The following is a 17,848-nucleotide window of genomic DNA, read 5'->3' as shown; positions in this document are numbered from 1 at the left end:
AAGGAATTCCTATGAGAAGAACAGTATTTCCAATAGTTGCAGATGATGAGCCAATCTTAGAACCAAGTCCCCAGATGTCCCTCTATGATGAATCAGATCTCATTAGCAACATCAAAGGTCATTACCAAGAAAAAGAATACGATTGGCAGGAAGAGCCAAGGCCTAGAAGACAGGAAAGTCATGTGGAGAGAGATATCCCTGAAGATCTTTTGCCTCCTCTTTTTCATGCTGAGCCGAGTCCCTATTCAAGGCGTGACCGAATGCAAAAAACAATTCGACCGGCTGTCCTAGATGCCCACCATCCAGACCATAAGACTCAAGGACAATTAGCTAGGGAGCAAGCTCGTGAAGATTTAAAGAAAAAACGTTCCGCAGCTTATCTTAAGGATGAAAAACCAACCTTACATAGTCAGGTGATCAAAGCAGAACCCACAGCCCATTTGGTTAAAAAACGTAATGAGCACTTGACTCAATTAGCAGACCGTTTACGCCAAACGACCTATATTTTAGCAGATATGCCTGCTGTTTATTCACTCGATAAAGAAGATCGTGGGAAAGAAGTTAATCAGCGCAAGAATTCTTATGATTTCTTGAAAAAAAGCCAAATATATAATTACCCTGAGCGAAAAATCAATCAGGAACGCCGCATGGCGCAAGAATTGAATTTGACGCATATGGAAGAGGAAGTATAATCTAATGACAAAAACCTATCATTTTATCGGGATTAAGGGTTCAGGAATGAGTGCCCTTGCCCTCATGTTGCATCAAATGGGCCACAAGGTTCAAGGGAGTGATGTCGACAAATATTATTTCACCCAACGTGGTTTAGAGCAAGCAGGAATTGATGTTTTACCATTTGATGAGAAAAATATCACATCAGATGTGGAGTTGATTGCGGGTAACGCCTTTCGTCCAGATAATAATGTTGAAATTGCCTATGCGGATAAATTAGGTCTAACCTACAAGCGTTACCACGAATTCCTTGGTGATTTCATGCGTCAATTCACTAGTTTTGGTGTTGCCGGTGCCCATGGGAAGACATCTACTACAGGTCTCTTTGCTCATGTTATGAGCCATATTACAGACACTTCATTTTTGATTGGGGATGGTACAGGCCGTGGTTCTGCCAATGCCCAGAATTTCGTCTTTGAATCTGATGAATATGAACGTCATTTCAAACCCTATTATCCAGAGTATAGCATCATTACTAATATTGATTTTGACCACCCGGACTACTTTACTAGTTTGGAAGATGTCTTCAATGCTTTTAATGACTATGCCAAACAGGTTAAAAAAGCTCTTTTCGTCTATGGAGAAGATGAGCAATTGCGTCGGATTACTGCCAATGCCCCTATTTACTACTATGGTTTTGAAGAAAATGATGACTTTATCGCTTATGACTTAAAACCATCGACGACAGGTTCCCAATTTAAAGTTCGTCACGGTCAAGAAGAACTTGGTCAGTTCCAAATTCCAACCTTTGGAAAACACAATATCCTGAATGCGACAGCAGTTATTGCCAATCTTTATGTAGCTGGTTTTGACTTGGCTTTAGTAGCAGAACACTTCCCAACTTTTGCTGGTGTAAAACGTCGTTTCACGGAGAAAGTGGTTAATGAGACCGTTATCATTGATGACTTTGCTCATCACCCAACGGAGATTATTGCAACAATCGATGCAGCTCGTCAGAAGTATCCAAGTAAGGAAATTGTAGCTGTTTTCCAACCTCATACCTTTACACGAACCATTGCCCTCTTGGATGAATTTGCCCAGGCGCTTAATGATGCAGATGCAGTTTATCTAGCTCAAATTTACGGTTCTGCGCGTGAAGTGGACAAGGGAGAAGTTAAGGTTGAAGATTTAGCAGCTAAAATCAGCAAAAAAGGCGGTTTAGTTACTGTTGAAAATACTTCACCACTCTTAGATCATGAAAATGCTGTATATGTCTTCATGGGAGCAGGCGATATTCAATCTTATGAATATTCCTTCGAAAAACTCCTATCCAACCTATCTAGGAATGTCCAATAATGTAAAAATAAATCGGCAGATTCAGTCTGCTGATTTGTCTTTTTTTACCAAAGGGAATTTTCAGGAAAAAGTGCTCTAAGAGGCCTATAAATGGGGAAATTCTTGCTTTTAAAAGACATTTAAGATATAATATCAAGTAATTGTGTGAAAGGAGTTTCATTAGGTGGACGAGTTAGAACCAAAAGACACACAAACCCCTAGTTTTCGAGAACGGATGCTTCGCGCCTTAGAAGAAGGAAAATTGAGCCCTGCTGATGAGGAAGTATATGAAAAAGCTTCTGAGAAAAATGAAGTCAAACATATTGAAGCCAAGTCGAAGCTAGAATGGACCATGCCCACTATTGGTTCTATACAAGAATTGGGAGATACGCTTGTTACTCCAGCAGTGGATAAACTAAAAAAATCGTTAGAACAGGAGGATCCAGATGTGAGAAAGCGTAGAAATCGTCATCGTATCAAGCAAGAGACAGCAGCTAAACGCATTGCAACAGTGGTTGTGGTCATTGCTCTACTGGCTTTAGCTATTACAGGTTACACCGGTTACTCCTATGTTAAATCTAGTTTAGATCCAATCAATCCAAGTGCTAAAGAAATTGTGCAGGTTGAAATTCCGCAAGGTTCGACAACCAAAGAAATTGGAAATATTCTGGTTGAGAACAAATTAATTAAGAATGCATCTATCTTTAACTATTATTCAAAATTGAAAAGTTACAATAATTTTCAAAGTGGTTTCTATAATCTGAACCAATCCATGTCTGTAGATGATTTGGCTAAGGCTCTTCAAGAAAGCGGGACACCTGCCCCAGTTGAACCGATTGCTGGGAAAGTTCTCATTATTGAAGGATATACTGTAGACCAGATTGCCAAGGCAGTTACCGATAATGTTAATACCAAAGATAAAGATGATCAAACTGGATTTTCTTCAGATGAGTTTTTAGCGGTTCTTAAAAATCCTGATTTTATCAATAAGATGAAAGGCAAATATCCTAACTTGCTAGCTAGCTTGCCTGCAGCCGACAGTGGTGTCAAATACCAACTGGAAGGTTATCTTTTCCCTGCAACCTATGATTATAGCAAAGGAACCAGTATGGAAGAGTTGGTTGAGAAAATGCTTGCTGCTACGGATGCCAATCTTCAACCCTATTATGGTGTTTTGGCAACCAAGGGATTAAATGTTAACCAGCTATTAACGATAGCTTCTCTTGTTGAAAAAGAAGGTTCAACAGACGTAGATCGAAGAAATATTTCCAGTGTCTTCTACAACCGTTTGGCTATTGATATGCCCCTTCAATCTAATATTGCTATTCTCTATGCCATGGGTAAGTTAGGAGAAAAGACAACCTTAGCAGAGGATGCAGGGATTGACACGAACATCAATTCCCCTTATAATATTTATGTCCATCCCGGATTAATGCCAGGACCGGTTGCCAGTCCAAGTTTGTCGGCTATTGATGCAACAGTCAACCCAAGCAAGACAGAATATTATTATTTTGTGGCTGATGTTACAACTGGAACAGTGTATTATTCCGCTAACATTGAAGAACATAATAAAAATGTCGAAGAACATGTTAACAGTAAGTTAAGATAGTCTTTTTAACCTAAAATTATGTGGTGCCAACCGCATAATTTTGTTTTAGTATAAATGAAAAAAGAAATGAGAAAGAATAATGGCAGAAAAAACATATCCAATGACAATTGAAGAAAAAGAAAAATTGGAGAAAGAATTAGAAGAATTAAAATTAGTTCGTCGTCCAGAAATTGTTGAGCGTATTAAAATCGCTCGATCATATGGAGATCTCTCTGAAAATAGTGAGTATGAAGCGGCGAAAGATGAGCAAGCCTTTGTTGAAGGTCAAATCTCTAGTATCGAAACAAAGATTCGTTATGCCGAAATTGTCAATAGCGATTCAGTAGCAAAAGACGAGGTAGCCATTGGTAAAACAGTAACTATTCAAGAAGTAGGCGAAAGCGATGAAGAAGTCTATCAAATCGTTGGTTCCGCGGGTGCAGATGCTTTTTCTAATAAAGTTTCGAATGAAAGCCCAATTGGTCAGGCCTTGATTGGAAAGAAAAAAGGAGCAACTGTTACAGTCAAGACTCCTGCAGGTAGTTACGATATCAAGATTTTGAAAGTTGAAAAAACAAAATAAGGTAACAAGCACCAGGGGTGCTTGTTGCTTTTCCGTACGACGGGCATGTCGTACATCTGAGGCGCAAGTCCTCCGTGGGCACCCTCTACCGGTGAACCCAATAGCGACTCCCAAGCCTGACTATTGCGAGGTAGCGGGGAGAGGAAGGGATAGCGAAATCGTGGCTCTACGAACAGAAACGTGATATTAAGGCGTATATAGCGGATGAGGGGGCTGAAAACTCTAAAGTCCAAATAGGTAGTCGTAACCTATATGCGTAAATCACGAGAGTAAACGGTCATGCGAAAAAAGCCATCATCAAGTTACTAGAATACCTTAATGATGGCTATGAGTGGATTGTGGACATTGACCTTGAGAAATTCTTCGACACAGTTCCCCAAGATAGATTGATGTCTCTTGTCCATAACATTATCCAAGATGGAGATACAGAGTCTCTGATTCGTAGGTATCTTCATTCGGGTGTAGTTATCAATGGACAGCGCCATAAAACGCTGGTGGGAACACCACAAGGTGGGAATCTATCTCCCCTCCTGTCCAATATCACGCTCAATGAGCTGGACAAGGAATTGGAAAATCGAGGGCTTCGTTTCGTCCGGTACGCAGATGACTGTGTCATCACAGTTGGGAGCGAAGTATCTGCCAAACGTATCATGTATTCAGTTAGCCGATTCATTGAGAAGCGACTGGGATTGAAAGTCAATATGACCAAGACTAAGATTACCAGACCGAGTCAACTGAAGTACCTTGGATTCGGATTCTGGAAATCAGCTGAAGGTTGGAAAAGTCGTCCACATCAAGAGAGTATCCAGAGTTTCAAGAGGAAACTTAGGAAGCTCACAACACGCAAATGGAGCACTGACTTGGGTAGCCGTATTGAGAAACTCAACTGGCTTATTCGCGGATGGATAAACTACTTCGCATTGACTAACATGAAGTCAGTCATGGGAGAAATTGATAAACGATTGAGGACACGAATTAGAGTTATTATTTGGAAACAATGGAAGAAGAAGTCAAGGCGACTTTGGGGACTACTTAAACTAGGGACTCCCAAATGGATAGCTGATAAGGTATCTGGCTGGGGTGACCACTATCAATTAGTGGCACAAAAGTCAATTCAGCTATATCAAAACCAGTCCTCGCTAAACGTGGACTGGTTTCATGCCTAGATTATTATCTTGAACGACATGCGTTAAAAGTTAGTTGAACCGCCGTGTGCCGAACGGCACGCACGGTGGTGTGAGAGGGGCTAGGAATTAGTCTCTACTCGATTTATCAAGAGTATTTAAGAGAGATACAAAAGTCAATTCTAAAACGAGCTATATCAAAACCAGTCCTCGCTAAACGTGGACTGGTTTCATGCCTAGATTATTATCTTGAACGACATGCGTTAAAAGTTAGTTGAACCGCCGTGTGCCGAACGGCACGCACGGTGGTGTGAGAGGGGCTAGGAATTAGTCTCTACTCGATTTATCAAGAGTATTTAAGAGAGATACAAAGGAGAAGTAATGAAGAACAGGATTTACCAAAGTCTGCTCTGTCTCATTTTATTGGGAAATCTTGGGGGAGTATCTGTTACAGCGCTAGAATCTAATACTTACGGACAAGCTAATTTTTCAGAGACAAGCCTCTCTACTGATAGTGAAAAATTGGTCGATGGAACTAGTTCATCGCTGGATTCAACTATAGATTTAGAAAGTCAAGTTACGCCTGATTCTCAACCAATAAAAGAAGGGATTATCCAGTCAGATGATCAAGTTTTAATAAGAAATACTACAGTGGATCCCTATCGTAAGATTGTCTCTCTAGAATCTTATTTTCCAATTGGTTCAGGTTTTGGAACAGGTGTTATGATTGGTCCGGACCTAGTTTTGACAGCTGCTCATAATGTTTATGATGTCAAGAGAGGACAGTGGGTTCAAGGAGTTCAAGTGGTTCCTGCACGAGATGGTCAGAACTATCCCTATGGTAGTTACCAAGCTAGTCAGGTCTTTATCCTAAAAGGCTATAAAGATGAAGTGACAGGAAATTCAGCATCTTTTGATATGGCCCTTATCAAATTGTCTCAAAAAGTTGATAGTCGAGTTGGCTATCTAGAAGTCTCAACTCAGCAAGATCCTGGTCAACGTATTCAAATTGCTGGTTATCCTGCAACCACATTTGAGAAAATTGGTTTCATGTATGGCATGTTTGGAGAAATTTCCGGTATAGATGGGGATTTAATTAATTACCAAATCGATACAGAATCTGGACAAAGTGGATCTCCTGTGCTCAATGAAGCCAATCAAATCATCGCAATTCATATTTTAGGTTTTGTTAACAGTCAACAGGAATATATTCATAATGCAGCTCGACGTGTGCAAGAAGATAGTTTAGATATGATTGCCTTTGCCAAGGGAGAACAGGTAGCAAATGATGCTGTCGATAGCCATTGGCTCCTAGAAAATCCTGTTTATCGTCTTTATCATGCAGGGGTTAAACGTCACCTCTATACACAGGATGAAAATGAAATCAATGTTCTGAAATTTCGAGGTTGGCAATTTGAAGGAAAAGCTTTTGCGACTGCTGAACAAGGAAATCCTGTTTATCGTCTATACAGTCCAGTTACCAAGGAACATCTCTATACAACCAATCAGGCTGAGAGGGATGTTTTGGCCACGAGTGGTTGGAACAGTGAAGGGACAGCTTGGTATTCATATGGAGAGAGGCCGGTCTATCGCCTTTACCACACTGGTTTAAAAGTGCATTTGTATACAAGCGATCCCGGAGAGAGAGGCTTTTTGATAAATAATGGGTGGAATGATGAAGGTATTTCTTTTTATGCTTTGTAAGAGCCAACTTAAGCCACTTCACTTATCAAAATTTACTGAAAAGCTATAAGCTGGAGAGAACCAAATTTGGTCCTCTCTTTTTAGGTATTTAAGTGTCTACTTGAAAAAGGCATTCCTCACTATAGTTCAAAAGGATCGATCTTTTTGAAAATCATGATTAAAAGTATCCTTCTTTATGAGATAGATGAAGTGGCAGTCCCTAGAACTGTCATTCGGAAGTGCAATTGGAGGCAGAAGTAGAAAATTTGAAAGATTTCTTGATGATTCTTCATGCTCTCTAGATAATGAAGTTATTTTTCGAAAATTTTTAGTGGCACTGTCTGCTAATAGGTATCTTTTTTCTTTACTCAGACCATTTCAATCAATTCCCAAATCCTGATAATAAAAATGTGCTGAATAAATCCAAGAGCCTCGACGCTTTTAGGAGGACTTTTATTAGACTATCCTATTTGCTTGAGGTATTTTAGGGAGCTAAATTACTTTTTTACTACCCAAGTAGGATGAAAATACATTAAAATTTGGTACAATAGATAGGAAAGTTGGAAAGGATGAGTTGAATGCGGAAAGTACAGTTTTTTATACTGATTGAAACAATCATTTTTATGATGGCTTTCTTTGATATTTTGGCCAATGAGGGAGCAAGGGCTATCCTTCTTTTCTCAGTGATCCTCCTCTTAATTCGACACTTGATAGGTAGCAAAGAGATTGATTTTCTCTTAATTAGTGCGGGTAGTCTCTTTTTCCTTGTCTTCATGCTCAATCCTTACTTTATTTTGGGGATGCTTTTGATTTCCGTTTATATGATTGTTAACTTCTTTTCTCGCTATGAAAAGAAGAATCAATATACCCATATCATTCTGGATGATCAACCATTGGAAGCTCAAAAAGAAAAATCACAATGGTTTGGTAACCAAATTCATGGCAAAGACCAGTATGGTTTTGAAGATATTAATATTATCCGTCTTTTTGGGAACGATATTATTGATTTGGACGAGGGTGTTTTAGTTGGTCGAGACAATATTGTTGTTATCCGAAAGACCTTTGGCCGTACCAAGATTGTCGTGCCAATTGATGTCGAAGTTTCACTCTCAGCGTCCAGTCTCTATGGCCGTGTTCAGTTTTTAAATCTTTCTTTCTGGGATCTACGAAATGAAAGTTTTTCCCTCTCTAGCCCAGGGTATAAGGAATCTCATAAGCGTGTTAAGATTGTCGTCAACTGCCTCTTCGGTGATGTGGAGGTGATTCGCGTATGATAAAAAAAAGTACGGTATTCCTCTTGGTCTGGTATGCGGCTATCATGGTATTTGTCGTTTTATCTGCCATCCTACCTCTCTTTAATTATTCCATCTTAGATCTTTCACTTTGGATTTCAACGGAGCAGTTGATTTTTACCCTTGTTTTACTGATTGTTATTCTAACCTTCTTTCTTATTGTCTTGGTCCAAACCTCCAATATTTTGGCGACTCAAGGTATTAGGCAAAATTTACGTCTTATTTTGCAAAATAAAAGTATCCGAGCAACAGCTGATGAGGACCAACTCTTATTACAGCTTTCAAAAAAAGTGACCAGTTTGACTAGACAAGTCCAAATGATTGATAATCAAGATTTGGTTAAACGCGAAGAAATTGTGGAAGACGAACGAAGACGAATTGCTAGAGATTTGCATGATACAGTCAGTCAAGAATTATTTGCGACTAGTATGATTTTGTCTGGCTTAACCAGTAATTTATCGTCCATTTCATCAGATAATATGAACCATCAGTTGCAGACGGTTAAGCAAATGATTGAAACCGCTCAACGTGATTTGCGGATTCTTCTTTTGCATTTGCGACCGAGTGAACTGGATGGTAAGAGCTTAGTAGAAGGTTTTGATTTGATTTTGAAAGAGGTCAGTGACAAAAGTTCTATTGAGGTCCAATTCAAACATGAAGTTAAGCTTCTACCTAAGTTAGTAGAAGAACACCTTTTTCGGATCGCCCAAGAAATTATTAGCAATACCCTCCGCCACGCTCACGCCAAACACTTGGATATTTATCTGATTCAATCGGATAGTGAATTGCAACTGAAGATGGTAGATGATGGAGTTGGTTTTGTGAACAATGATCAGCAAAATATCAGTTATGGTCTTGGGAATATCCAAGAGCGTGTAGAAGATATGGCTGGTACGATAAAAATTCGGACGGCTCCAAATAAAGGTGTGGCTATCGACATTCGTATACCCTTGTTGAATGACACGGATTAAAAAGATAGAAGGAAACGATAATGACTAAAGTTAAAGTAAAAGTAATGCTAGTGGATGACCACGAGATGGTTCGCTTGGGATTAAAGAGTTTTTTGAATTTGCACGAGGATATTGAGGTTATCGCTGAAGCAGATGATGGCCAGGAAGGTCTTGAGAAGGCTCTTGCCATTAAACCTGATGTTATCGTCATGGACTTGGTCATGCCAAAAATGACAGGTGTAGAAGCGACCTTAGCTATCCTCAAAGAATGGAAGGAAGCTAAGATTGTTATTCTAACCTCTTATTTGGATAATGAAAAAATTTATCCAGTTTTGGAAGCTGGAGCCAAAGGCTATATGTTGAAAACATCTAGTGCTGAAGAAATTTTGGCGGCCATCCGTAAGGTGGCTAAAGGTTATTTAGCTATTGAAACAGAAGTTGAGAAAAAAGTTGAAGACTACCGCAACAATCCTGCCCTTCATGAAGACTTAACGGCACGTGAACGTGATATTTTAGCTCTCTTGGCCAAAGGTTATGATAACCAACGAATCGCAGATGAATCGTTTATTTCTCTTAAAACAGTTAAAACGCACGTTTCCAATATCCTTTCTAAATTACAGGTCAGCGACCGTACTCAAGCGGTTGTTTATGCCTTTCAACATGGGCTGGTAGCACAGGAAGAGGAATAGTGGTATAATAATAAAGATTGACACATAAAATAATGTCTCAAAGGTTGATAACTCAGCCAAGGATAAAAGAGTTAGGAGAAGTATGGACGCAAAAACGAAATACAAAGCAAAAAAAATCAAAGCAGTCTTCTTTGATATTGATGATACTCTCAGAATTAAGGACACTGGTTTTATGCCAGACTCCATTAAAAAAGTTTTTTCAGCCTTGAAGGCAAAGGGAATTGTAACTGGACTGGCTTCTGGTCGTGCGCTTTACGGTGTTGTTCCTGAAATTCGAGCGCTAGAGCCGGACTATTATGTGACCATTAATGGTGCATATGTAGTTGATAAGAAAGGCCAAGAAATTTATACAGACGCTCTACCCAAGGAAGTCATTGAAAAGTATGTGACCTGGTGTCGTCAAGTGGACATCGAATTTGGTTTTGCTGGTGGACAGAAACCAGCTGTTTCAAAACGAGATGATCTAGTAGATAATGCCATCGGCCCAGTATATGGCCAAGTGGATGTGGATCCAGATTTTTATAAACATTCATCTGTTTATCATATGTGGACATTTGAAGATCAAGGTGATGTTCTGCAGTTATCAGATGACTTGCTGAAAGATGTTCGACTAGTGCGTTGGCATGAAAACTCTTCCGATGTCATTAAGAATGGGATTTCGAAAGCTTCTGGTCTTGCACATGTTTTAGAAAAATTGAATCTGAAACCAGAAAATCTTCTTGTCTTTGGCGATGGTCCAAATGACATGGAACTTTTCGATTATGCTGGACTTTCTGTAGCTATGGGAGTATCAGATCCTGAACTACAGAAAAAAGCAGATTTTATTACAAAAACAGAAGAAGATGGCATTTTGTATGCCTTGGAGGAATTAGGTTTGGTAGAAAAAGAATTACATTTCCCGCAAATGGATTTGACGGCAGTTCAAGGTCCGATCGCAACGATTAAAACAAATCATGGAGATATGAAGATTAAACTCTTTCCTGAGCATGCTCCTAAAACTGTCGCAAACTTTGTGGCTTTATCGAAAGATGGCTACTATGATGGCGTGATTTTCCATCGTATTATTAAAGATTTCATGATCCAAGGTGGGGATCCAACTGGTACTGGCATGGGTGGTAGCTCTATCTACGGAGATAAATTCGAAGATGAGTTTTCTATGGAAGTCTTTAATCTTCGCGGAGCCCTTTCCATGGCTAACGCTGGCCCTAATACCAATGGCAGCCAATTTTTCATCGTTCAAAATAGCAAGTTGCCATATGCTGCTAAGGAATTGGAACGCGGAGGTTGGCCAGCTCCTATTGCAACTCTCTATGCTGAAAAAGGTGGGACACCTCATCTTGACCAACGTCATACAGTATTCGGTCAGCTGATGGATGAGGCTTCGTTCCAAATTTTGGATGCTATTTCTGCGGTTGAAACAGGTGCTCAGGACAAACCAGTTGAAGATGTTGTTATCATCGGTGTTGAAATTGAGGACTAAGTCAAGATGAAAATCGGAGATAAAATCCAAGGTCTCATCACAGGTATTCAACCTTATGGAGCATTCGTTGACTTGGAAAATCAGACACGAGGTTTGATCCATATTTCAGAAATTAAAACTGGTTTTGTAGACAATATCCATGATGTTCTCAAGGTGGGTCAAAAAGTTCTGGTCCAGGTAGTGGATTATGACGAATTTTCAGGAAAAGCTAGTCTCTCCCTGCGCACCTTAGAAGAAGAAAAACAATCTATTCCACGTCGTCACCGCTATACCAATGAACGCAATAAAATAGGCTTTGCACCTTTTGTCCAACAACTACCCATTTGGATAAAGGAATCAAAAGAATTTCTACAAGAAAAAAAAGAAGAGTCTGAGACAAAATAGTTCTCACACTCTTCTTTTTTAGAATAATATTCTAACTCTGAAGGGCTTAGAAGTTGTGCAATAGAATTGTTGCTTAGACTCTTTGAAAATCAACATTACAGTCAGGGGAGTGACTGTTGAAGGCGGGAAAAAAGAACTGTCGACAGTCAGCTCACCTTACAGTCTGGGGATAAACAGTTGGAGGTCCGAAATAAAAGAAACTAAGTTTCTCTCAACTGGAGTACGGCAAGCTAATAGTGACGATGTATCAAAGCAAATTCAAAAGACTATACGTTGTTAAAGTTCCTGGTCTACCATAGGCATGCCTGCTTTACTGCTTCTATCGTTGGTTTTCTTTGTGTATGTGGCATACAAAAGAGGCTCTCCAATTTTTCGGAGAGCCTTATTTTATAGTATTTATTCAAAATCATAGAGTGCTGTGGACAGGTAACGCTCACCATTGTCTGGCAAAATGGCCAATACTTTTTTGCCAGCTCCCAATTCTTTAGCTACCTCAATTGCTTCATGGATGGCTGCCCCTGAAGAAATCCCTACCAAGAAACCTTCTTTAGCACCGATGCTACGTCCTGTTAAAATAGCATCGTCACTGCTTACTCGAACAATTCCATCATACGATTTTGTATCCAAGGTTTCAGGAATAAAACCTGCTGAGATTCCTTGAATTTTATGAGGGCCAGGTTTCTCACCAGAAAGAATAGCAGACTCATCAGCTTCTACCGCATAGATTTTTATCGCTGAATTTGCTTTTTTCAATGTATGAGAAACTCCTGAGACAGTTCCGCCTGTTCCAACACCCGAAACAAAAGCATCCAAGCCAGTTGGACCAAAGGCATTCACAATTTCTACACCAGTTGTTGATTCATGAATAGCTGGATTGGCAGGATTGTTAAATTGGAGTGGCAAGAAAGCGCCTCTCTCAGCCACAATCTCTTCTGCCTTGGCAATGGCCCCCTTCATCCCTTCTGAACCAGGTGTCAATACTAACTCTGCTCCATAGGCTTGAATAATTTTACGACGTTCGATGGACATAGTTTCTGGCATAACAATGATGACCTTATAGCCCTTAGCTGAGCCAACCCATGCCAAGCCGATTCCAGTATTTCCGCTGGTTGGCTCCACAATGGTGTCACCTGGCTTAATAGTACCAGCCGCTTCAGCCGCTTCAATCATAGCCAAGGCAATCCTGTCTTTGACAGACGAACCAGGGTTGAATGCTTCTAACTTCACATAAACGTCAGCAGCTCCCTCAGGTACAATTCGGTTTAATTTGACGATAGGCGTATTTCCAACCAATTCAGTAATATTTTGATAAATGGCCATGAGGCACCTCCATGTTTTCTTTCTATTAGTATAACGCGCAGCCTCTCCTTTGTAAAATATATAAAACCTATCGAAACGATAGGCTTTTTTAATGCAAATTCAACTCAATTATGCGTACATCAGACTGCTTAGCCGTTACCTTGCCACTGTAATAGTCCTCCAAATCCTGTAGTAGACGGTTAACATTTTCCTTATCAGCATAGATGTTGGTCATTATGTCAGCTAAAAACTCAGTACCATATTCTTCCAAGTCATGTTTGCTGCGCCAGTTGGCAAATTCCTGATACTGAGCGTAGGACAGTTTGACAGAAATGCCTTGCTGTTCCTTGACCAATAATTTGCCAATTTCTTCTATGGCGTGAGCGACACTACCGGCATAAGCACGAATCAGACCGCCAGCCCCCAATTTGATTCCACCAAAATAGCGGGTGACGACTGCGACAGTATCAGTTAAGTTGTGATTTTCCAAAACAGTCAACATAGGAACACCAGCAGTACCAGAAGGTTCACCATCATCGGATGACCGTTTGATTTCAGAGTTTTCGCCCAAAATAAAAGCAGAACAGTTGTGGTTGGCTTTGTAATGCTCCTTTTTGATAGAATTGATAAAGTTTCTAGCTTCCTCTTCGGTTTTTACGCGCTTGAGATGGCAGATAAAGCGAGATTTTTTGATTTCTTGTTCGACGATTCCGTCTTCTTTTATGGTAACAAATTCTTTCATAGCTTGATTCTACTAATTTTTTGCTAACCTAGCAAGTTTTTACGAATAAATAAGTGATGAATGATTTAGATAACTATTATGGAAGAAGCTTTACGAAGTATCAATTAAGTCAAGAAGAACGTCAATTAGCAACAGTTCTTCCTATTAAAACGAAAAAAGCCTGTCCTCGATGTGCCAGCAACTATTCCGAAGAGCATCAATTACCAAATGGTTCTTTCTATTGTAGGGCATGCATTCTTCTGGGGCGGGTTCGATCAGATGAGGGCATGTATTATTTCCCTCAAAAGGGCTTTCCGCAGCAACAGTCTCTCAAGTGGCAAGGACAACTGACACCCTTTCAAGAAAAAATCTCACAAGCCCTTTATCAGGCTGTCGATGATCGAAAACCGAGTTTGGTCCATGCGGTAACAGGCGCTGGGAAAACAGAGATGATCTATGCTGTGGTCGCTAAGGTAATTGATGCAGGAGGTTCGGTTTGTATTGCGACTCCACGAATCGATGTCTGTATTGAATTGCACAAGCGCCTCATCCATGATTTTGCTTGTCCGATAGCCCTCTTGCATGGCGAATCAGAAGCCTATTTCAGGACACCTTTAGTGATTGCCACCACTCATCAGTTACTAAAATTTTACAGAGCTTTTGACCTACTTATCATAGATGAAGTGGATGCTTTTCCTTATGCAGATAACCCCATGCTTTATCATGCGGTAGAGCAATCTACGAAAGAAGATGGTCTGCAGCTTTTTTTGACAGCTACCTCTACGGATGAATTAGACAAAAAAGTCAAAAGAGGAGAATTACAACGATTAAGTTTGCCAAGACGTTTCCATGGCAATCCCCTGGTTGTACCTCAAAAAATTTGGTTGCAGGGATTTGACAAACAGTTGGCAAAGAATCAATTGCCAAAAGCATTTAAAAATCGAATAGCAGAGCAAAGAAAAACAGGGTATCCGCTCTTGTTATTCGCACCTGAAATTAAAACAGGGCAAAAACTCACAGCAGTTCTTGAAAAACTGTTCCCCCATGAGAAGATTGGTTTTGTCTCCAGTCAAATAGAAAATAGACTTGAAGTTGTTCAAGGATTTCGTGATAAAGAGATTACAATTCTAGTTTCTACTACTATATTAGAACGGGGAGTCACATTTCCTTGTGTGGATGTTATGGTAGTTCAGGCCAATCATCGACTTTATACGAGTTCCTCTCTTGTACAGATTGGAGGTCGAGTAGGACGCAGCATGGATCGTCCGACAGGAGATTTACTCTTCTTTATAGAAGGGACTAATCGTGCCATAGAAAAGGCTATTGCAGAAATAAAAGATATGAACAAGGAGGCAGGCTATGAATAAGTGTTTACTGTGCCAGGAAGCAAGCCAAGAAAAACAACTTTTTACAGAAATTTTTCTTATTAGATAAAGAAAGACAAGTCTTTGTCAATACTGTCAGTCACAATTTGAACCAATATCTGATGGCGTTTGTCCATTTTGTTGCAAAAAAATTCAAGAAGAAAACTGTTCAGACTGTGCTTACTGGAGAAAGAAAGGGAAAGAAACAGATCATCTAGCACTCTATCATTACAATGAGAAAATGATGGATTATTTTAGTCAATATAAGTTTTATGGCGACTATTGTTTAAGGAAAGTTTTTGCTAAAGATGTTAGACTAGCTTTACTGGAATATAAGAATTATATCGTTGTTCCAATACCTATTAGCGATAAGAGGTATGAGGAGCGTGGCTTTAACCAAGTCACAGGTATTTTGGAAGCAGCAAGTGTGGACTATCAGCCTATTTTGAAGAAACATCATGCTCAGAAACAATCTGAAAAAAGTAGAAAGGATCGACTAAGAACCATCCAATCTTTCTATATTGAAGAAAAAAATCTTGTCCCAGAAAAAATAATTTTAGTTGATGATATTTATACCACAGGAGCCACAATTCAGCTTGCTAAAGCGCTTTTAATGAAAAATGGTGCGAAAACAATCAAGACTTTTTCAATTCCAAGGTGAGAAAACGGTTGCAAAAAAAGTTTTAAATGGTATAATAATAGTGAACAAAGGCGAAAGCCAAGAAAGAGGTACTTATTATGATTAAATTTAGTATTCGTGGAGAAAACCTCGAAGTGACTGATGCTCTCCGTTCTTATGTTGAAGATAAGGTTACCAAGATTGAAAAATACTTTAATGAAGAACAAGAACTGAATGCAAAAGTAAACTTGAAAGTCTATCGTGAAAAAACCGCAAAAGTTGAAGTAACTATTCCTTTGGGTTCTATAACACTCCGTGCAGAAGATGTTTCTCAAGATATGTATGGCTCCATTGACTTAGTCGTAGACAAGATTGAACGCCAAATTCGACGCAACAAAACCAAAATTGAAAAGAAACACCGTCAAAAAGTTCCGGTTGGACAAATCTTCACAGCTGACTTAGTAGAAGAAGTTGAAGAGGAAGTAAAAGTAGTTCGTACAAAACAAGTTGATTTAAAACCAATGGATTTGGAAGAAGCTGTTCTTCAATTGGAACTCCTTGGCCATGACTTCTTTATCTACACAGATGCTAAAGACGGAACCACAAATGTGCTTTATAAACGTGAAGAGGGTGACCTTGGCTTGTTAGAAGTTCGTTAGTATGCTAAAGAGAGGAATTTCCTCTCTTTTTATCTGACCTAAAATATATTTTCTTTTTAAAAACTAATAATAAGAAGATAAAACTAAAAAGAAGCTGCAACCAAATATATTGCCAAATTTCAAGTCCAAGTTAGCCAGTCTTTAAAAACTCTCTAGGAGATTTGTAGTTTAATATTTTCTTGGGATAATTATTTATCCAATTTTCAATGAATGCGACCTGTTTTAGGGTCGTTTTCTTTGTTCCTTTTGGTAACCATCTTCTGATAAGTCTGTTGTGGTTCTCATTCGTTCCTCTTTCCCAAGAAGCGTAGGGATGTGCGTAGTAGATGTTTTCTTCAGGAAACACTAATGACAATCTATTAAACTCTGTACCATTATCTGCAGTAATAGAGTAAATCGTATCTTTCTCTAATATACTTTCTAAGGCCTGATTCACCAATCGGGCAGATTTATCCGGAATGAGTCTGATGATCTGATGACGACTACGACGGTCTGTTAGTGTCAGTAGACATTCGTTTTTAGCTCTTGTCAGAATGACAGTATCAATTTCATAATGCCCATTTTCAAGTCTACGATTGATAGCATCAGGTCGTTCTTCAATGGATTGACCAACAGGTTTAAAACGTGGACTAGCCTTCTTTCGTTTTCCTCTCTTTTTCCTTGGATACAACATCCAATCAGAATCAATGCCAAGGTGTCCTTGATGAATCCAGTAATAGATAGTTGAGATAGGAACAGCTACACCTTTTGTTTTTACCATCATTTCTGGAGAGAAGTTCTGTTTCATATAATGTAGGATTTTATCTTTCGTATCTTTATCCAAACCGACAGAACGAACAGATTTCCTCCTTTTCATCTCGTAGCTATCTTGAGCGTAGTCCGCTTGATAAACCATTTCAAATTTACCTCTACGAATTTGTTGTCTGACAAGTCCACGCTTGACTTCGTTATGAATGGTTTGAGGTGCTTTCCCTAACAAGCCAGCAATGGTTCTATTAGACTTCCCTTCTGATTTCCATTTCTCGATGAAGTATCGCTCAGCTATTGTCAAATGTTTTCCTTTTGGGGTATAATGTTCTTGCATCTCAAAGTGTCCTATCTTGTGTTTGTGGTGAACTACAAGTATATCTCTTTGAGATTTTTTTTCATACCCTCAGCTGTTGATGTTTACTTTGCACATCCATATTCTTCACATGAGAGAGGTACAAATGAGAACTTCAATGGTCTCCTCAGAGAATATATCCCTAAAGGAAACTCTTTTAATTCACTAACCTCTGAAGAACTTGACAACTATATCACAGCCATCAATGAGCGCCCGAGACGACTTCTTCAATACCAATCTTCAAAATTCCTATTTGGGATAGCCCAAATAGCTTAACCTCTGGATCTCTAGTTATCAATCAACT

General features: G+C 39.4%; 16 protein-coding genes and 2 pseudogenes. 15 read left to right on the top strand and 3 right to left on the bottom strand.

Translation table 11 applies throughout. The features are described 5' to 3' along the window. Nucleotides 1-11 precede the first annotated feature (11 nt). The 11 genes and pseudogenes from zapJ (at nt 12) to BN1356_RS10215 (ending at nt 11,780) form a co-directional block, all read left to right on the top strand. Nucleotides 12-692 carry a divisome accessory protein ZapJ gene (gene zapJ, locus BN1356_RS10270; RefSeq protein ID WP_093651293.1) on the top strand — a complete coding sequence of 227 codons (681 nt, stop codon included), beginning with the start codon at nt 12-14 and terminating at the stop codon, nt 690-692. 4 nt (nt 693-696) lie between these two features. Beyond that, nucleotides 697-2,028 (top strand): UDP-N-acetylmuramate--L-alanine ligase, encoded by a 1,332-nt coding sequence (murC, locus tag BN1356_RS10265; protein WP_093651292.1) that lies wholly within the window; start codon nt 697-699, stop codon nt 2,026-2,028. A 163-nt stretch (nt 2,029-2,191) separates the two neighbouring features. Then, on the top strand, nt 2,192-3,616 hold the full coding sequence (gene mltG / locus BN1356_RS10260; protein WP_245620336.1) for an endolytic transglycosylase MltG: 1,425 nt from the start codon (nt 2,192-2,194) through the stop codon (nt 3,614-3,616). A 79-nt stretch (nt 3,617-3,695) separates the two neighbouring features. Further along, on the top strand, nt 3,696-4,178 hold the full coding sequence (greA, locus tag BN1356_RS10255; protein WP_093651291.1) for a transcription elongation factor GreA: 483 nt from the start codon (nt 3,696-3,698) through the stop codon (nt 4,176-4,178). Between the two features lie 281 nt (nt 4,179-4,459). Continuing rightward, a pseudogene (locus tag BN1356_RS10245) lies at nt 4,460-5,382 on the top strand (reverse transcriptase domain-containing protein); the annotation flags it as partial. Nucleotides 5,383-5,683: 301 nt separating this feature from the next. Beyond that, the gene (locus tag BN1356_RS10240) at nt 5,684-7,006 is read left to right on the top strand and encodes a trypsin-like peptidase domain-containing protein (RefSeq protein ID WP_093651289.1); all 1,323 of its coding nucleotides are present in this window, start codon (nt 5,684-5,686) and stop codon (nt 7,004-7,006) included. Between the two features lie 557 nt (nt 7,007-7,563). After that, nucleotides 7,564-8,259, top strand: coding sequence for a cell wall-active antibiotics response protein LiaF (gene liaF / locus BN1356_RS10235; RefSeq protein ID WP_093651288.1), 696 nt, complete (start codon nt 7,564-7,566; stop codon nt 8,257-8,259). After that, entirely contained in the window at nt 8,259-9,248 is a 990-nt protein-coding gene (locus tag BN1356_RS10230; protein ID WP_176694272.1) for an envelope stress sensor histidine kinase LiaS, read from the top strand. Before liaF ends, BN1356_RS10230 begins: the two co-directional genes overlap by 1 nt. Before the next feature lie 20 nt (nt 9,249-9,268). Continuing rightward, on the top strand, nt 9,269-9,916 hold the full coding sequence (locus BN1356_RS10225; protein WP_093651286.1) for a response regulator transcription factor: 648 nt from the start codon (nt 9,269-9,271) through the stop codon (nt 9,914-9,916). 82 nt (nt 9,917-9,998) lie between these two features. Further along, the gene (locus BN1356_RS10220) at nt 9,999-11,396 is read left to right on the top strand and encodes a Cof-type HAD-IIB family hydrolase (protein WP_093651285.1); all 1,398 of its coding nucleotides are present in this window, start codon (nt 9,999-10,001) and stop codon (nt 11,394-11,396) included. 6 nt (nt 11,397-11,402) lie between these two features. Then, nucleotides 11,403-11,780: a S1 RNA-binding domain-containing protein gene (locus BN1356_RS10215; RefSeq protein WP_093651284.1), complete on the top strand. Its 378-nt coding sequence runs from the start codon at nt 11,403-11,405 to the stop codon at nt 11,778-11,780. A 396-nt stretch (nt 11,781-12,176) separates the two neighbouring features. Here the strand turns inward: BN1356_RS10215 and cysK are convergent, their stop codons facing one another. Next, the gene (gene cysK, locus BN1356_RS10210) at nt 12,177-13,100 is read right to left on the bottom strand and encodes a cysteine synthase A (protein ID WP_093651283.1); all 924 of its coding nucleotides are present in this window, start codon (nt 13,098-13,100) and stop codon (nt 12,177-12,179) included. 88 nt (nt 13,101-13,188) lie between these two features. Further along, complete coding sequence (locus BN1356_RS10205; RefSeq protein ID WP_093651282.1) at nt 13,189-13,821, bottom strand: YigZ family protein; 633 nt, start codon at nt 13,819-13,821, stop codon at nt 13,189-13,191. Between the two features lie 56 nt (nt 13,822-13,877). On the opposite strand from BN1356_RS10205, the gene BN1356_RS10200 reads away from it, so the two are divergent. The 3 genes from BN1356_RS10200 to hpf all read left to right on the top strand — a co-directional run bounded on the left by BN1356_RS10200 (nt 13,878) and on the right by hpf (nt 16,442). Continuing rightward, nucleotides 13,878-15,167: an ATP-dependent helicase ComFA gene (locus tag BN1356_RS10200; RefSeq protein WP_093651281.1), complete on the top strand. Its 1,290-nt coding sequence runs from the start codon at nt 13,878-13,880 to the stop codon at nt 15,165-15,167. 238 nt (nt 15,168-15,405) lie between these two features. Further along, the gene (locus tag BN1356_RS12925; protein WP_245620335.1) at nt 15,406-15,825 is read left to right on the top strand and encodes a ComF family protein; all 420 of its coding nucleotides are present in this window, start codon (nt 15,406-15,408) and stop codon (nt 15,823-15,825) included. A 77-nt stretch (nt 15,826-15,902) separates the two neighbouring features. Then, nucleotides 15,903-16,442 carry a ribosome hibernation-promoting factor, HPF/YfiA family gene (gene hpf / locus BN1356_RS10190; protein WP_093651280.1) on the top strand — a complete coding sequence of 180 codons (540 nt, stop codon included), beginning with the start codon at nt 15,903-15,905 and terminating at the stop codon, nt 16,440-16,442. A 130-nt stretch (nt 16,443-16,572) separates the two neighbouring features. On the opposite strand, the gene BN1356_RS10185 is transcribed toward hpf, so the two are convergent. Next, nucleotides 16,573-17,526: an IS30 family transposase gene (locus BN1356_RS10185; protein WP_093651279.1), complete on the bottom strand. Its 954-nt coding sequence runs from the start codon at nt 17,524-17,526 to the stop codon at nt 16,573-16,575. 75 nt (nt 17,527-17,601) lie between these two features. Between BN1356_RS10185 and BN1356_RS10180 the strand changes: the two are divergent. Next, nucleotides 17,602-17,820: pseudogene (locus BN1356_RS10180) on the top strand (IS30 family transposase); the annotation flags it as partial. Between the last annotated feature and the right edge of the window lie 28 nt (nt 17,821-17,848).

Origin of the sequence: Streptococcus varani, from assembly GCF_001375655.1 — a bacterium.
Taxonomy (GTDB): domain Bacteria; phylum Bacillota; class Bacilli; order Lactobacillales; family Streptococcaceae; genus Streptococcus; species Streptococcus varani.
The sequence above is the reverse complement of the archived record's forward strand: the minus strand, read 5'-3'. Positions and strand labels throughout refer to the sequence as shown.

Excerpts from the sequence above, each read along its gene's own strand:
- BN1356_RS10200 (WP_093651281.1), top strand. The coding sequence starts at position 13,878 with ATGAATGATTTAGATAACTATTATGGAAGAAGCTTTACGAAGTATCAA.
- BN1356_RS10205 (WP_093651282.1), bottom strand. The coding sequence starts at position 13,821 with ATGAAAGAATTTGTTACCATAAAAGAAGACGGAATCGTCGAACAAGAA.
- BN1356_RS12925 (WP_245620335.1), top strand. The coding sequence starts at position 15,406 with ATGATGGATTATTTTAGTCAATATAAGTTTTATGGCGACTATTGTTTA.
- BN1356_RS10215 (WP_093651284.1), top strand. The coding sequence starts at position 11,403 with ATGAAAATCGGAGATAAAATCCAAGGTCTCATCACAGGTATTCAACCT.
- liaF (WP_093651288.1), top strand. The coding sequence starts at position 7,564 with ATGCGGAAAGTACAGTTTTTTATACTGATTGAAACAATCATTTTTATG.
- BN1356_RS10240 (WP_093651289.1), top strand. The coding sequence starts at position 5,684 with ATGAAGAACAGGATTTACCAAAGTCTGCTCTGTCTCATTTTATTGGGA.
- BN1356_RS10220 (WP_093651285.1), top strand. The coding sequence starts at position 9,999 with ATGGACGCAAAAACGAAATACAAAGCAAAAAAAATCAAAGCAGTCTTC.
- murC (WP_093651292.1), top strand. The coding sequence starts at position 697 with ATGACAAAAACCTATCATTTTATCGGGATTAAGGGTTCAGGAATGAGT.
- greA (WP_093651291.1), top strand. The coding sequence starts at position 3,696 with ATGGCAGAAAAAACATATCCAATGACAATTGAAGAAAAAGAAAAATTG.
- zapJ (WP_093651293.1), top strand. The coding sequence starts at position 12 with ATGAGAAGAACAGTATTTCCAATAGTTGCAGATGATGAGCCAATCTTA.
- cysK (WP_093651283.1), bottom strand. The coding sequence starts at position 13,100 with ATGGCCATTTATCAAAATATTACTGAATTGGTTGGAAATACGCCTATC.
- BN1356_RS10225 (WP_093651286.1), top strand. The coding sequence starts at position 9,269 with ATGACTAAAGTTAAAGTAAAAGTAATGCTAGTGGATGACCACGAGATG.
- hpf (WP_093651280.1), top strand. The coding sequence starts at position 15,903 with ATGATTAAATTTAGTATTCGTGGAGAAAACCTCGAAGTGACTGATGCT.
- BN1356_RS10185 (WP_093651279.1), bottom strand. The coding sequence starts at position 17,526 with ATGCAAGAACATTATACCCCAAAAGGAAAACATTTGACAATAGCTGAG.